General features: G+C 51.9%; 14 protein-coding genes. 7 read left to right on the forward strand and 7 right to left on the reverse strand.

Annotated elements, in window-relative coordinates; all coding sequences use genetic code 11:
• The first annotated feature begins 120 nt into the window (after window positions 1-120).
• Window positions 121-537 (forward strand): thioesterase family protein, encoded by a 417-nt coding sequence (locus tag IQ268_RS23470; RefSeq protein WP_193884278.1) that lies wholly within the window; start codon window positions 121-123, stop codon window positions 535-537.
• A 452-nt stretch (window positions 538-989) separates the two neighbouring features.
• Here the strand turns inward: IQ268_RS23470 and IQ268_RS23475 are convergent, their stop codons facing one another.
• Complete coding sequence (locus IQ268_RS23475; protein ID WP_193884329.1) at window positions 990-1,190, reverse strand: hypothetical protein; 201 nt, start codon at window positions 1,188-1,190, stop codon at window positions 990-992.
• A gap of 30 nt (window positions 1,191-1,220) precedes the next feature.
• On the opposite strand from IQ268_RS23475, the gene IQ268_RS23480 reads away from it, so the two are divergent.
• From IQ268_RS23480 to IQ268_RS23495, 4 genes are all read left to right on the forward strand, one after another.
• Window positions 1,221-1,475, forward strand: a complete 255-nt coding sequence (locus IQ268_RS23480; protein ID WP_193884280.1) for a hypothetical protein — start codon at window positions 1,221-1,223, stop codon at window positions 1,473-1,475.
• A 53-nt stretch (window positions 1,476-1,528) separates the two neighbouring features.
• Window positions 1,529-2,167, forward strand: coding sequence for a TVP38/TMEM64 family protein (locus IQ268_RS23485; RefSeq protein ID WP_193884282.1), 639 nt, complete (start codon window positions 1,529-1,531; stop codon window positions 2,165-2,167).
• A 194-nt stretch (window positions 2,168-2,361) separates the two neighbouring features.
• Window positions 2,362-2,775, forward strand: coding sequence for a hypothetical protein (locus IQ268_RS23490; RefSeq protein WP_193884284.1), 414 nt, complete (start codon window positions 2,362-2,364; stop codon window positions 2,773-2,775).
• The gene (locus IQ268_RS23495; protein ID WP_193884286.1) at window positions 2,763-2,963 is read left to right on the forward strand and encodes a hypothetical protein; all 201 of its coding nucleotides are present in this window, start codon (window positions 2,763-2,765) and stop codon (window positions 2,961-2,963) included. Before IQ268_RS23490 ends, IQ268_RS23495 begins: the two co-directional genes overlap by 13 nt.
• Window positions 2,964-2,970: 7 nt before the next feature.
• Here the strand turns inward: IQ268_RS23495 and IQ268_RS23500 are convergent, their stop codons facing one another.
• The 6 genes from IQ268_RS23500 to IQ268_RS23525 form a co-directional block, all read right to left on the reverse strand.
• Window positions 2,971-3,384 carry a lipopolysaccharide assembly protein LapB gene (locus tag IQ268_RS23500; RefSeq protein ID WP_193884288.1) on the reverse strand — a complete coding sequence of 138 codons (414 nt, stop codon included), beginning with the start codon at window positions 3,382-3,384 and terminating at the stop codon, window positions 2,971-2,973.
• Between the two features lie 10 nt (window positions 3,385-3,394).
• Window positions 3,395-5,164, reverse strand: a complete 1,770-nt coding sequence (locus IQ268_RS23505) for an Hsp70 family protein (RefSeq protein WP_193884291.1) — start codon at window positions 5,162-5,164, stop codon at window positions 3,395-3,397.
• Window positions 5,165-5,229: 65 nt separating this feature from the next.
• Entirely contained in the window at window positions 5,230-5,973 is a 744-nt protein-coding gene (grpE, locus tag IQ268_RS23510) for a nucleotide exchange factor GrpE (RefSeq protein ID WP_193884293.1), read from the reverse strand.
• A gap of 22 nt (window positions 5,974-5,995) precedes the next feature.
• A complete protein-coding gene (locus IQ268_RS23515) occupies window positions 5,996-6,295 on the reverse strand; it encodes a J domain-containing protein (protein ID WP_193884295.1) in 300 nt (99 codons plus the stop codon).
• Between the two features lie 49 nt (window positions 6,296-6,344).
• Window positions 6,345-8,843, reverse strand: a complete 2,499-nt coding sequence (locus IQ268_RS23520) for a hypothetical protein (RefSeq protein ID WP_193884297.1) — start codon at window positions 8,841-8,843, stop codon at window positions 6,345-6,347.
• 130 nt (window positions 8,844-8,973) lie between these two features.
• Complete coding sequence (locus IQ268_RS23525; protein WP_193884299.1) at window positions 8,974-9,183, reverse strand: hypothetical protein; 210 nt, start codon at window positions 9,181-9,183, stop codon at window positions 8,974-8,976.
• Between the two features lie 570 nt (window positions 9,184-9,753).
• Here IQ268_RS23525 and gltB point away from each other — a divergent pair.
• Window positions 9,754-14,349, forward strand: a complete 4,596-nt coding sequence (gene gltB / locus IQ268_RS23530; RefSeq protein WP_193884301.1) for a glutamate synthase large subunit — start codon at window positions 9,754-9,756, stop codon at window positions 14,347-14,349.
• Between the two features lie 81 nt (window positions 14,350-14,430).
• Window positions 14,431-15,915: a glutamate synthase small subunit gene (gene gltD, locus IQ268_RS23535; RefSeq protein WP_193884303.1), complete on the forward strand. Its 1,485-nt coding sequence runs from the start codon at window positions 14,431-14,433 to the stop codon at window positions 15,913-15,915.
• Window positions 15,916-16,012: the final 97 nt, after the last annotated feature.

Below are 16,012 nucleotides of genomic sequence, written 5' to 3' on the forward strand. Positions count from 1 at the left end.
CATTGTAATTGGGCTTACCTGAACGAGTGGCGTTAGTTCATGGGGTCAATAGACTTGCTATAGTCAAAACCTGGTGGAAAAAAAGGTGATGAGAAATGTGTTCTAGCTTGAATGGTGACTATGCAGACAATTAGCTTTGAACTGGAGGTTTATTCCTATCAAATTGATTTCATTGGTCATGTTAATAACACGGTCTATGTTCAGTGGATGGAGATAGGCCGTACCAAACTGCTACAAGCGATCGGGCTACCCACCCACGAAATTTTTAAGCAGGGGTTTGTTCCCGTGCTGGTTCACACAACCATTGCCTACAAATCTCCGTTGTATTTGGGCGATCGCGTGCAGGTAGAGATGTGGTTAACAGAATTGAAAAATGCCTCTGCTGTGATGCAATTTCGGTTCTACAACGAACAGCATACGCTTGCAGCAGAAGGGTTTCAAAAAGGATTGTTTGCCGATCGCCAGACCATGCGACCTCGACGGCTACTCCCGGCAGAACGAGCATTGTTTCTCCCCTATCTCCACCTGGCTACTTAGGCACTCGTGGTTCTCTCAGGATTGACAGGGCAAATGGTTAACTGGCAGCACTCATCGGCTGATATAACTTGAGTGGAGGTATCCCAATGGAACCGTAAATCTTCATCTGCAAGGTAGAAAGACTTACCCTTTCTTCCTCTAAGAGGGTGTTTGAAAAGTATCTTTTACGTCTCGGTAGGGGCGAAGCATTCGAATCAGGATGGCTGGAACAACCGAGACATTGTCTACCGAATGCTTCGCCCCTACACCTATCGGGTAACTAATCAAACTTTTAAAACATCCTCTAACCTTTTTCCTACTCCAACCACCAGTAGGCTCACTCTCGCATCAGCGTAACAGTGTAATGGCTGTACTAATCAATACAACCATTACACAGCACTCTTGATATAGCCTGACCGTACTGGGTCAGCGAGAGATTGCCCGAAACAGGATACAGCGTGATACCAGCGTGCTTACTTCAGCACCCGCGTCACTCTAACATCATATTCAGTCGCTCTAGGGTAATCGCTTCTAACTTGCCCCAGGACGCGGTTATCTGCTTTGGCTTTCGTCTCGGCATCAATTTCGTAGCGTGCTGTTGCAATGCGAGCCTGGTTACTGGTCGATTCAAAGTATTCTTTGATATCAACATAAACCTCGTAAGTATGAACCATCATGGACCTCCTCTTTGAGTATCACAAACGATGGGAACACGTTCAGTATATGAAGCGACACAGGAACCGATCGCCACGCAATTACAATTCGTCATGATTATCTACATCTCATTTCAAACACCACATTGTTTAAAACAAAAGCGATCGCCAGCACTGAAACTCAGCCTGAAAAAGGCATTGATAGACAATAGCGTGATGTCTGAAAGCGATCGCCCAATTTCCAATCGGGATAGCCTCAGCAAACGAGACAGCAAGCGCCCCTTTTGTGGCACGTTAACCACTTAAGTTACACAATTTAATGTAAAGCCAATGGACTTGAACTTGAATCATTGAACTAGATGAAACTTAACATTTTAAAAGTGTTGCGATGGGTTTTGATCGGCCTTCTGTTTGTAGCGGTTATTGGACTCATTAATCAGGTTGGCCTCCAGCGAATCCGAGATCAGGTTGATCAATTTGGCATTTGGGCACCTGCCGTTGTCTTTGGGTTGCGTTTTACCAGTGTCATTGTGCCAATTCTGCCAGGAACAGCCTATGCGGTTTTAGCAGGAGGACTGTTTGGATTTGCTCAGGGATTGCTGATCGTTGCCCTGGCTGATTTAGCCTCCTGTACGTTCAATTTCTACATTGCCCGTCGATATGGACGCGGTTTAGTAGAACGGTTTGTTGGGCAACAATTCATGGATAAGGTCGATCGCCTTGGCCGACGGCATTTAGAACGAAACGTTTTTCTGATGATGGGCCTGTTAATGACCGGGCTGTTTGATTTTGTAGCCTACGCTGTAGGGCTAACTCAAACACGCTGGCAAACCTATTTATTAGCTCTGCTCGTCAGTATCCTGGTTGCCAAACCGCTATGGGTTGCGGCAGGGGCAGGCATCTTTGAGGGCAGCCAGCTATTTTTGGGGTTTGCCATCCTGGGTGCGTTTGGCATTGGCATCATTACTGCTGTGGTACAGCGTCAACCTAATGAATGAAACGGCTCACAGCACATTTCACACTCGCTTCGAGTCAGTCAGGCTGTGACAAATGGACTGTGATAAATGGACTGTGATAAATGGACTGTGACAAATGTAATGGTTATGCTGTGACATTTATCAGATGAGACAAGCTCTCTGCTTCGTTATTTTGAGACTATGCAATCAAGCTCCCAGCCAAAGGATGTTCAAAAATGTCTTTCATTCACCGTTATCTCCCTGTACCTGCAAACCAATCCCAACGGAACGACAGCCGGGATTTAGATGAAGCGCAAACCCTATCACCGAAACCACTACAACGAACGATTACTGGCTTTTCCGGCTTGAGTACAGCATGGCTCAACGTTATGAGTGCTGCCAACGTTCAAGCCTTTTTAGAACAGTTTGCGATCGCAGCAGAAGAATCGACCAAGCTTCAGATTTCGCAGAAGCGCAATCACCAGGGTCAAGACGTTTGGACAGTTTACAACCCCCGCACCGGACGATCCTTGACGTGTTACACAGAAGAAGAGGTGCAAATCTGGTACAAACAACAGGCTCAAGACCGTGCCAACATCACCAGCGATCGCTCCTGGAATGAATTTGCCGCACACAGATGGAGCCGCTGAATCCTGATGCATCCAGCGTTTCCAATGTCTCCCTCTCTAGCTCAACCCTCTTCTACACAGTTTTAAAGGCAGAGGCGATCGCGCGATCGCCTCTGCTTTTACAGTATCTAGCCCTGGCCATCCATGACCTGATAGAACCTCACACCCAACGATCAACAACCTCATTTCTGGGTGAGAAGTCACTTTGATCCAGTATCATGCCTGCGAATTAGCCACCTCCATTAAGCATTGCAGCAAGGCACTTGCCATTGGGTGATCAGGATTAAGCTGCTGCGCTTTTTTCCAGGCTGCGATCGCCTTCCCCAACTCTCCTTGTAATGCCCAAAGTTGTCCAGCCAGGATATGAAAATCGGCATGGTTGAAGTGGAGCGCTAACGCCTGATCATTCCGGCTCATTGCAGTGGGATAATCACCTGCTTTGAATGCCTGAACGGCCTGCCGATGATGCCAGATGGCCTGGTCGTGAAGGTGAATCAACGGAGACAGATCAACACCACAGCGGCGGCAAAGAGGGGAAGAAGCGCGGAGCGAGGCGTTGTCTTCATTGCCACTTGGCTTCCGATTTCGTGAGGCGGGATGATAGGTGGCGCGACAAACGGGACATTTCATTGCAATCTATTTAAGGATTATTGGTCGTGGCGTAGTAGAGAAAGTCTGCTAACTCTTCCTGAAGATCGGCGATCGGGTCAGTTTCACCGATGGCGATCGCCGTTTCAAGCTGATCCAATAAGTTTTGCAGTTCCTCTGCTTGCTCCGGGGCGAGGGTGGTCAGGCTTTGCTGCGCCCGCTCGATTAACGCGGTCAGTTCGGGATCAAGCGGGATGGCTGCGGTGGCGATCGTCTCATCCGCTTCAAACAGGGCATCCAAATCGGCTCTGGCTTGCTTTAGTTCATGGCTGGAAAGCCGCTGAATTCCTTCATAATTCACAACCAGCGTGCCCTGTTGTCCTTTGCCTTTTTCAGTCGTGGTCACCGTGAGAATACCATTCAAATCAAAGTCAAAATTCACCTCAATTTGATGACTGCCTGCGGGGCCAGGAGCCAGTCCCTCCACTCGATAGGAACCGAGCGGCACGTTTTCTTCAGCCACTTGGTTTTCACCCTGAAAGATTTCGATTTCAACCGCCGGTTGGTCATCAGAAACGGTGGAATAGATCTCAGAACGGGAAACGGGTACAACACTGTTGCGCGGAATAATGACACTAAAGAATCCCGGCATGACGCCAATCGGGGTTGTGACGGCTGCTGAGATGCCAAGCGAATGAGGAATGACATCGACCAGAATGGCCTCAACCGCCTCACCCATTAGAACACCCGCTTGCAGAGCGGCACCCAACGCCACACACAAATCAGGCTGCACACCATCCACCGGAGACTGGCCTAAATGCTCCTCTACCATCTGCTGCACCAGAGGAATGCGGGTGGAACCGCCGACTAAAATCACCCGATCCAGATCCTCTGGCTCCAGATCGGCATCAGCCAGCGCCCGGTCGATCGCCTCTAAGGTTTCTTCCAGCAATGGACGAATCAACTCTTCAAAATCAGATCGAGCAATTTCAGTTTCCAGATGCAGGGCGGTCTTGCCCTTACTGCCCAAAAACGCTTCTCGAACCGAAGCAAAGGCGTGGGAACTGAGCGTGATTTTCACCTGTTCTGCGGCTCGCAGCAACCGCGCTTGAGTCGCTAAATCGTCTGGCACATCAACACTGTGCGTCTGCCGAAATCGCTCTGCCAGGTGCAGTTGCAGCCGTCGATCGAAATCATCGCCCCCTAACCGATTGTTACCGTGGCTAGCCAGCACTTCCGTTACGTCTCCGGTAATCTCCACCACCGAGACATCAAAGGTGCCACCCCCCAGGTCATACACCAATACCTGTTCGGTTTCCTCCGATCGCACGTCATAGGTCAAAGCCGCTGCGGTTGGCTCATTGATAATTTGCAGCACCTCCAGACCCGCAATCTCTCCAGCAGTTTTAGTCGCCTGCCGTTGGGCATCGGTAAAATAGGCTGGCACTGTAATCACAGCCTGAGTCACGTCTTCTCCCAGCGTGGTTTCGGCTCGTTGCTTGAGGGCACGCAAAATCATGGCCGAGATTTCGTGGGGCAAATAGTCGCGTGTCTCATCTGATTCGGTGCCACCAACACGCAGCGTTGTTTTATGATCCGTACCCATCCAACGCTTGATCGAGCGGACAGTGCGATCGGGTGCGGCGGCATACTGACGCAGGGCTTCGCGACCCACAACCAGTTTTCCTGTATCACTAAAGCCAACACAGGAGGGCAACATCAGATCGCCGTCATCTCCTGGCAAGACGCGTGCCTGACCGTTTTCGACGATCGCCACCTCAGAATTAGTTGTGCCCAAATCAATGCCAACGGTTCTGCCCATAATTTAGTTAAGTGAAGATCAATGGCTGAGTCTGGAGTGTCTGGTGCGTTATTGGTATTTTTGCATCATTGCTCACGTTGTTTGACGGCAACAATGACCTGTGCCTCCCGCAGAACTTGATCGCCCCACCAATAGCCTCGCACCACTTCTTGAACAACGGTGTTTTCTGGAATGGATGCGCTTTCCTGTCGCCCTATCGCATACATGGTTTGTGGATTAAAGGGAGTGCCTTGCGCCTCAATGGGAGTCACCTGCCGTTGCCGGAGAACATCGAGGAGCGATCGCCGAATCAAGTTGACTCCCTGCTGGTTACTGAGCAAAACCTCACGCAACGAGGATGTGGTAGACGCAGCATCAGGCAGTTGGGGCTGGGTTAACGGCTGTATCCACCGCTGCCACCAGGGCTGAGGGGCGCTTGCAGGTTGCTCTGGCAGTTGGGAAAGGGCTTCAATTTGTTCTTGCCAATGGGTACACGCCTGATCAAGCGCATCCAGTACACTCAGCAAGTCACGCCATAGAGGTTTTGGGTCAATCTGAACGCCCTGTTTGGGGTTGGCTTCGAGCGGTTGTTGCAGATGGTTTTTCTCTGCCTGTACTCCCTCTAAAGCCTGTTGGAGTGTGTTTTGCGTTGCCTGTAAGAGCTTCCCTTGCTGTTTCATCTCATGGCGTAAAGCCATCCACTCTGCCACCATCTGATACGGATCGAACGGCGTGACTGATTCAGGTTCTTCCCCCAAATACTCTGGTAGTGAGGGTTCATTCTGGAGCAGACCGAAAAACCTTTCAAATAAACGTTGCTGATCCACCATGGTGACTTGATTGACTCCAACCTTAAAACGTGTCCTGAATCAATTCCTCTAAACTCATCTCTACCACACCGCTGATCCGCTGTCGCAATTGTTGTAAATTAGCCGGATCAATTGTGGCTTTAATGGGACGAACCAGAAAGAAAAAATCATCGGTTTCAGGTGAACCCCCTTTGCGAATGGCATCATAGGCGGCTCGGATAGCTTTAAATTCGTCTGGATGCCGATGAGCCGGAAATTCCTTAAGCTTGGCGTGGTAGGCAGCTTTGACTTCAGCAGGCGTAGCCGTGGGGGAAATGCCGAGGCGATCGTAGTGAGAAGACATGGTTGAAGTAGGGTTGAAGGTGAGGTGCTAGCGTTTAAACGGAAGGAGGTTATCGGCGTTTACGCTTTGGCGACTTCTTGGAAGTAGAAGCAAACCCGCCCGGAGGAAATCCGAAACCAGAGTCCAGATCATCGTCTTCCTCATCAAAGTCGGGCATGTCGTTCATCATCATTTGTTTCAGTTCTGGAAGCATCCGTTTCAGTTCACCTGGGGGAACCTGACTGCCCAACATCTTACGAATCATATTCTCCAGCAGATCATCCACATCGGATGAATCAAAGCCCTCAAAGGTGGCAGGATCGGGGAGGAATTGCTGTACCTCCTGAGCATTGAGGAATGCCTGTTCTTCCCGAAACGCTTGCAATGCTTTGGCATCCTGAAGACGGCGGGCAACCTCAAAGCCTTGCTGCTTAAACGTTTCGTAATTTGAAGAGTCGGGGGGATAAGTTGTAGCCTTTGCCAGCAGGAGCAATGGATTTTGGGGTTCTCGCGTCAGAGCCTCTTCAATAAAGGGGCGTAACATTTGATCCTGAAGAATGCTCTGGGTGTAGCGGCGTACCTGGAGCTGGATGTGAGCCAGGGCATTACCCGGTTGCGGCTGGGTGTTGAGATAGAACTGTAGAGGAGTTTGCAGTTTTTTGGGGTCACGCTCTTTGAGGGTTAGGATCACGAGATGAGCTTCCCTGGCTTCTGGTTGTTGATCCCCCAGTTCAAATAGCTTCAGCATGTATTGGGTAATGAGCGCAGCAATTCCCTTTTCTCGTTTGGCAAACAGCAGGATGGAAAGGGAGATCGCCTGTAAGGTTGGCACTTGCTCTTGGGGAGACAAGTCTTGCAGCAATTCCTCCCATTCCTGCACGGCTGCCGTTTGATTGAGCGACACCTTGCCCCCGGAGTTGGGTTCTCCCTGAGCCTCCTCTACAAAGATCTGGCAGGCTTGGAGTGCCGGATCGAGTTCAACGCTACTCTCTACTAAATGGCTGAAAAGAGAATAATCACGGGTGGACAGCGCATCCACCCAGGGCAAAACCTCTACATCCGCGACCGGATTGAGATCCCCAAATTTCTTTCCAAAGCGGCGACGCGTTTCCAAAGCCGCTTCTGATTTACCCAATTTCTTCAAGGTATCAACCAGAACCATATAGACTTCTTGGGAACGACATCCCGCTTCTAGTGCCTGGGTCAGTAAGGAAAGGGCCTCGTCAGAGCGACCGTCCATGACAGCAACCAATCCATGCCGCCCAATCACCTCTGGCGATCGCGGGTCAATGCGTTCTGCGGCTTGCAGTTCACCCATTGCGGCTCGCTCTCGTCCTAACGACATCCAGGTATCTGCCAGCCGACAATGACCATAGGTGAGCGTTACTTTGCGGCGCTCCTCTGGCCAGTCTTGCGGGTTCTGTTTAAACTCTTGCTCCAGCCACTTCAGCAGTCGGGTCAACAACCGCTGTAACGCCTGATAGTCCCCGTTCAGATCCAGGACTTTCATCAAATTGACGGTCAGTATTGGATCAAAGGGTTGCTCCCGATATAATCGCTGCCAAAACTCCGAAGCACACCCTACTTCCCCTTGAGATGCCGCCTGTTCCCCGGCCAGAGCTAACAGAGCAGGACGCAGAGTGGCGAGTTCTGGAAATCGGTTGGAGCGGCGATCGAGCTTAAGCAACACATGAGCCGCTTCGTGAGGATTATCCTTGTCAATGAACTCAAGCATGGACAAGATATCCAACACTTCACCCGGAAACTGGCTGTCTAACCGAAATTGCATCTGCTGTAGCGGTAGCTGCCCGGTGGTCACCTGTTGCCGCAGAGCTAGGCGCTGTAGGGCGGGATGCCTTGTATAGGTTGGCAGCCCCAGAGTTGATCCCCACAAACTACGGGTTTGGAGTCCTAACCCCAGTTGGAGCGCTGCTGCATCCCAGTTACCCAGGGTCTGTTGGGTGTACACCTGCCAGATGTCGGGACGATCGCCCGGTGTCAGAGGATGCTTGATCTTCTGGAAAGATACCAGAGCCGCTTCCGGTTGCTGAGCCTTCAGTGCCAGGATGCCGCGCAGCCAGTGCTGCTGTGGGGCTGGAAAGCGTTTAGCCTGTTTATGCAACAGATGTTCGACGGTTTCAATGTCGCCCTTGAGCAACAGCAGTTTGGGATAACAAATACTGTAGTTTTTCGGTAAAGTGCCATCCTCAAAGACCGGACGAATCAGGGCGATCGCCTCATCCAGGCGCTTCATGGCTAACAAACATTTGGCTAACCAATAGTGGGGTTCACCCATTAAGCCTAGCTGCAACGCCTGACGAAACGATGTGCTGGCTGGCTTAAACTCCTCCTTATTAAAGTCCTGCTTGCCTCGGAGTACCCAAATTTCGGCTTCTGACGGGGACACAACCAGTTCAGGCTGAGAGCGTTGGGCTTTATGAATTTCATCCAACGCCTGACGATAGTTCTGCTGTTTTAGCAGAGTTTGCAGTTGCGCCTGGAACTTATCTTGAGGCGAAGGCGGCACTGTGCTGCGCTGCTCACGTTGTGGGAGGCGTCGCTTAGCCATAGAGCTCCTCCAGACAAACAATCCTTAAGTGCATATACTAATGCAGGATACCGTTTGTCGGGGCAACAGCGCAGTGTCTACGTGCGAATCGTTGAATTAGAGAATTGGGGCGCTGCTCATTTAGTAGCTATTAGTAGCTATCGTCTCCCCCAGCCGTCAGGATAGCCAGAAGATGGTTCGCGTGGTTCAATCGAGCGGCGATCGCCTGCCGCCAGCTCAAGCTAACATTGGGATCGGCCAACACCTCTTGTGCCCACTGCCGATAGACAGCGCTTTTAATGATATCTTCCTGCTCCAGCAGGTTGAGATTGTCGTAGACGGTTTGAGGAGAAACTGACATTGTCTTCTGTTCCTTAATCACGTCTTTGTCACGCTCTCCAGCAGTTGATGAAGGGGTGACTGTGCCATACAAGGTATGATCGCCACAATTTCAATGAAAGCCGTTATGATGTCACAGATTGTCTCAGTTCTTTACACTGGTTGAAAATTAATCAAACTTATTCGCGATCTGGTCGCGATCGAAATTCCTGCGGCAATAATCAATGTTTTGAAATATCAATAAGAAATATTACTTTCCTTCCAGACGGCAGGAAGATTTTTTGGAGTTGGCTCTACGGTAAAAAGTAGCGAAAAATACTCTTTGTCAACTATTAAGACAGAGGTGCTAATTGGAGTAACTGAGGCCGAAGTGCGGTTCTATCAAGCCATCCAGGAGTAAAACCAGACTACTTTAGAGCCTTATTTGAGCGCTATTTAACCGTTTAATAACGAATTAAGAGTTAAACGGCTAGATGTGACAATTTCCTTAAGACCTGACCGCTAACGCGACCTTTGTTAGAGAATCCATCTACTAGAGGTAACGGTTTTCTATTCTCTAGATCACCCTTCTTTATCACGCCCGAACGTCAAAATGAAACGTAACGAACTGCCACCCAAGCAAGGTCTGTACGATCCGCAATTTGAGCATGATGCATGCGGCGTTGGATTTATTGTGCACATGAAGGGAGAACAATCCCACGCGATCGTCGAACAGGCGTTAACCATTCTCTTGAACCTTGACCACCGGGGTGCCTGCGGTGCCGAGGCCAACACAGGCGACGGGGCGGGAATTTTGATGCAGGTGCCGCACAAGTTTCTTAAAAAGGTGACAGCGGCAGAAAACATCACGCTCCCAGAGGTGGGGCAGTATGGCGTTGGCATGATTTACGCCTCTCCCGATGCGGCAACGCGGCAAAAAAGCCGTCACCTGTTTGAGCAAATTGTGGCAGAAGAGGGACAGTCGGTGCTGGGTTGGCGCGATGTTCCCACCAATCACGCTTCACTGGGGGACACGGCCAAATCAAGCGAACCGTTTATGCAGCAGGTGTTCATCCAGCGTGCCGCTAACCTGCTGGACGATCTGGCCTTTGAGCGCAAGCTCTACGTAATTCGCAAGCGATCGCACAGCATAATCCGTACATCGCAGATTGATTCCTACTGGTATCCATCGAGCCTGTCTGCCCGCACCCTGGTTTACAAGGGAATGCTGATGCCAGAACAGGTAGGGCAGTATTATCCAGATTTACACGATCCTGATCTGGAAAGTGCGCTAGGACTGGTTCATTCTCGCTTTAGCACCAACACCTTTCCCAGTTGGGAGCGATCGCATCCGTATCGCTACATTGCCCACAACGGCGAAATCAACACTCTGCGCGGCAACATGAACTGGATGCACGCCCGCCAATCGCTATTTGAGTCGGAGCTGTTTGGTGATGACTTAAAGAAGGCTCACCCGATCATTAATGTAGACGGCAGTGATTCTCTAATTTTTGATAATGCGCTGGAACTGATGGTGCTGGCAGGACGCTCCTTGCCCCACGCCATGATGATGATGATTCCAGAACCGTGGACGGCACACGAATCGATGAGCGATGAGAAAAAGGCGTTCTACGAATACCATTCCTGCTTAATGGAACCGTGGGATGGCCCAGCCTCGATCGCGTTTACAGACGGCACGATGATGGGGGCAGTACTCGATCGCAATGGGCTACGTCCCTCCCGCTATTACGTCACTAAAGACGATCTGGTGATCATGGCTTCAGAAGCCGGAGTGCTGCCGATTGAGCCAGAGCGAGTGGCGTTGAAGGGGCGATTACAGCCCGGACGGATGTTCCTGGTCAACATGGAGGAAGGCCGCATCGTTGCCGATGAGGAAATCAAGAACAGCATTGTATCTGAGCATCCTTACCGGGAGTGGATTAATCAGCATTTGGTAGATCTAGCCAACCTGAAGGACGCGCCTGAATTTGAGTTGGGAACCTGGAATTCCCTGCCCCTACTCCAACGTCAGATGGCATTTGGCTACACCTTTGAGGAACTGCGGCTGCTGCTAACCCCAATGGCGCGAGATGGCGTGGAGGCCGTTGGAGCAATGGGAGCCGATACGCCGTTATCTGTTCTCTCGGATCGACCGAAACTGCTGTACGACTACTTCCAGCAGTTGTTTGCTCAAGTTACCAATCCGCCGATTGACTCCATTCGAGAGGAGATTGTCACCTCTGCCGAAACCACAATTGGCTCTGAGCGCAACCTGCTGAAGCCAGAGCCAGAGAGCTGCCATCTGATCAAGCTGAAGACCCCTATTCTTACCAATGAAGAGTTGGCGAAGCTCAAATCGGTATCAGAGGGCAATTTTAAGTCCATTACCCTGCCGATTCTGTTTCATCCCAAAGAGGGGGTAAAGGGTTTGGAAACCGTGATGGAGCAGATCTTTACCCAGGCCGATCGGGCGATCGCCGATGGGGTCAGTATCCTGATCTTGAGCGATCGCAACGTTGACCAGGAGAATGCTCCTATTCCGGCATTGCTGGCCGTGTCGGGCTTGCATCACCACCTGATCCGGGAAGGCACGCGCACCCGCGTCGGCATTGTGCTGGAATCGGGGGAGCCGCGTGAGGTGCATCATTACGCCTTGCTGATGGGCTACGGCTGCGGTGCCATTAATCCATACCTGGCCTTTGAGACGATCGATGACATGATCCAGGACGGGTTGCTGGTCAACGTCGATACGAAGACGGCCTGTAAGAACTACATCAAAGCGGCAACCAAGGGTGTGATTAAGGTTGCTTCAAAGATCGGCATTTCAACGCTGCAAAGCTACCGGGGAGCGCAGGTGTTTGAGGCGATCGGGCTGAATCGTACGGTGGTCGATCGCTACTTTACCTGGACTACCTCACGCATTGCTGGCGTTGGGCTGGAGGTGCTGGCGCAAGAAGCAATTTTGCGGCACAGACACGCTTTCCCAGAACGGCAGGTGAATGGTCATACCCTGGATGTGGGTGGCGAATATCAGTGGCGCAAGGAAGGGGAAGCTCACCTGTTCAGTCCCCAGACGATTCATACCTTGCAACGGGCTGTCCGGAGTGGGCAGTACGACCTGTATCAGACGTATGCGGCTCTGGTGAATGAACAGACGCAGAAACACTTTACGCTGCGAGGACTGCTGGAGTTTAAGCCGCGTCAACCCGTGCCAATCGAAGAAGTGGAGCCGATCGAGTCCATCATGACCCGGTTTAAAACGGGAGCCATGAGCTACGGTTCTATTTCCAAGGAAGCGCATGAGGCATTGGCGATCGCCATGAACCGGATTGGCGGTAAGTCCAATACGGGCGAAGGGGGGGAAGACCCCGATCGCTACACCTGGACGAACGAACGGGGCGATTCTAAAAACAGTGCGATCAAACAGGTGGCATCAGGGCGGTTTGGGGTCACAAGTCTCTATTTATCGCAGGCCAAGGAAGTACAAATCAAAATGGCGCAGGGGGCAAAACCTGGCGAAGGAGGGCAACTTCCCGGCAAGAAGGTGTATCCCTGGATTGCCAAGGTGCGACACTCTACCCCAGGAGTGGGGCTGATTTCGCCGCCGCCGCACCACGATATTTACTCGATCGAAGACCTGGCGGAGCTAATTCACGATCTGAAGAATGCTAACCGAGAGGCGCGGATTAGCGTCAAGCTGGTATCGGAAGTGGGAGTAGGGACGATCGCCGCTGGGGTGGCTAAAGCCCATGCCGATGTGGTGCTAATCTCCGGGTACGATGGCGGTACCGGAGCATCACCGCAAACCTCCATCAAGCACGCTGGATTGCCCTGGGAACTGGGGCTGGCCGAAACTCACCAAACCCTGGTCTTGAATAACCTCCGTTCTCGCATCACTGTAGAAACGGATGGGCAGATGAAAACGGGACGCGATGTCGTGATTGCGGCACTGCTGGGGGCGGAGGAGTTCGGATTTGCAACGGCTCCCCTGGTAACGTTGGGCTGTATTATGATGCGCGTTTGCCATCTCAACACCTGCCCCGTTGGCGTTGCCACGCAAGATCCGCAGCTCCGAGCCGCTTTTACAGGCGATCCAGACCATACCGTCAACTTCATGAAGTTTATTGCTCAGGATGTGCGAGAACTGATGGCACAGCTTGGCTTCCGCACACTCAATGAAATGGTGGGTCGTACCGATGTGCTGGAGCCAAAGAAAGCCGTTGATCATTGGAAAGCAAAGGGGTTAGATGTTTCCACGATTCTCTACCAGCCAGAGGTGGGGGAAGAGATTGGGCGCTACTGCCAGATTCCCCAGGATCACGGCCTCGCCAAGTCTCTGGATCTCACTGTATTGCTGGACAAATGCCGACCTGCGATCGAACGCGGCGAGAAAGTGAGCGCCACCCTGCCAATTAAAAACGTGAATCGGGTGGTGGGTACCATTCTCGGCAATGAAATCACCAAACGCCACTGGCATGGTCTTCCGGAAGACACCATTCACCTGCATTTTCAGGGCAGTGCGGGGCAGAGCTTTGGCGCATTCGTGCCCAAAGGTGTAACGCTGGAACTGGAAGGTGATGCCAATGATTACCTCGGCAAAGGACTCAGCGGCGGCAAAATTATTCTTTACCCGCCCGTTGCCTCTACCTTTGTGGCCGAGGAAAACATTATCACGGGGAACGTTGCTTTCTATGGCGCAACCAGCGGTGAAGCCTACATTCGCGGCATGGCGGGTGAGCGATTCTGCGTCCGCAACTCTGGCGTAACGGCTGTAGTAGAAGCGGTGGGCGATCACGGTTGTGAATACATGACGGGTGGCAAGGTCGTGATTCTTGGTGTAACCGGACGCAACTTTGCGGCTGGCATGAGCGGCGGCGTGGCCTATATTCTCGATGAAGCAGGCGACTTTGCCACCCGCTGCAATACTCAGATGGTCGGTCTAGAAACGCTGGAAGACCCAGAGGAAATTCAAGACCTGTATCAGATGATTCAACGTCATGCTGACTACACCCACAGCCAGAAAGCCGCGCAGGTTTTGGCGCAGTGGGATACCATTGTGCCCACGTTTGTCAAGGTAATGCCACGAGACTACAAGCGCGTGCTGCAAGCGATTAAGGAGGCGATCGCAGACGGTCTGAGCGGCGACGATGCCCTCACTGCTGCCTTTGAAGCCAATGCTCGGGACGTTGCGCGGATTGGAGGAAGTTGATGGGGAGTGGATTAGACCCATTTAATGCCCAATCATTGATCATTGACGAATTACCAGCAACCAATTACCACCGATCAACACATGGGAAAACCAACTGGCTTTATTGAGTATCTGCGCGAAGTGGCATCTGAAATTGCGCCGCTCGATCGCGTTCATAACTGGGACGAGTTTCATCTGCCGATGCCGGAGGAGAATCTTCGCACCCAGGGCGCACGCTGTATGGACTGCGGCATTCCGTTCTGCCATACGGGAACGTTGATCAGCGGCATGGCAAGCGGCTGCCCGATCAATAACCTGATTCCAGAGTGGAATGATTTGGTGTATCGCGGTCTGTGGCAGGAAGCGCTCGATCGCCTGCACAAAACCAACAATTTTCCTGAATTTACGGGTCGGGTTTGCCCTGCCCCCTGCGAAGGATCGTGCGTGCTGGGCATCAACAATCCACCTGTCACCATTAAGAATATCGAGTATTCGATCGCCGAGAAAGGCTGGGATGAAGGCTGGATCACGCCTCATCCTCCTACCCGGCGCACGGGGAAGCGGGTGGCAGTGATTGGCTCTGGCCCTGCGGGGCTATGTGCCGCAGCACAGTTGAACACCGCAGGACATGGGGTGACGGTATTTGAACGCGCCGATCGCCCCGGTGGATTGCTCATGTACGGCATTCCTAACATGAAGCTCGACAAAGAAGCGGTGGTGATGCGCCGTCTCAAGGTTTTGGAAGAGGAGGGCGTGAAGTTCATTTGCAATACCGAAGTGGGTAAAGACTTCCCTGCCGAGAACCTGTTAAATGAATTTGATGCTGTTGTTCTCTGTACCGGAGCCACCCGCCCTCGCGATCTTCCCATTACCGGACGAGAGCTAAAGGGTATTCATTTTGCTATGGAATTCCTCACGGCTAATACACAATCCGTTTTGGATCGGAAAGCGAACGGCACCTTTATTTCCGCTGAGGGTAAGGATGTCGTGATCATTGGCGGTGGAGATACCGGAACCGACTGTGTAGGAACGTCCATTCGTCACGGATGCAATAGCCTGGTGCAGCTCGAAATTATGCCCCAACCGCCATTAGAGCGGGCTGCCACTAATCCCTGGCCGGAATGGCCTAAAGTTTACAAGATGGACTATGGGCAGGAAGAAGCCGCCGCTCAGTTTGGAACCGATCCACGGGTCTATACCACGACCGCTACTCAGTTTGAAGGGGACGAAAATGGCAATGTTAAAGCCGTTCACACCGTCCAGGTGGAGTGGCAACGCAATGAACAAGGCCAGTTCGTTCCGCAGCCCGTTCCTGGCACTGAGAAGGTAATTCCAGCACAGCTTGTGTTGTTGGCAATGGGTTTCCTGGGGCCCGAACAGCCGTTACTGGATGCCCTGGGACTCGATCGCGATCCGCGCAGCAATGTGAAAGCAGACTACGGCAAGTATGCCACCAGTATCCCAGGGGTGTTTGCCGCAGGCGATTGCCGCCGAGGACAAAGCCTGGTGGTTTGGGCGTTTAACGAAGGCCGTGGGGCGGCTCGCGAGTGCGATCTGTATCTCATGGGCAGTACTGATTTACCGTAGGGTAGCGACAGTTGATCCGTAACGGGATATCATGTCGAGCCGTGTAGGTTACTGGAAAAGCCGACGGTAGGATGCGTCAGGGAACCGCCGCGACGCA

The organism is Oculatella sp. LEGE 06141 (assembly GCF_015207605.1).
Lineage (GTDB): Bacteria > Cyanobacteriota > Cyanobacteriia > Elainellales > Elainellaceae > Oculatella.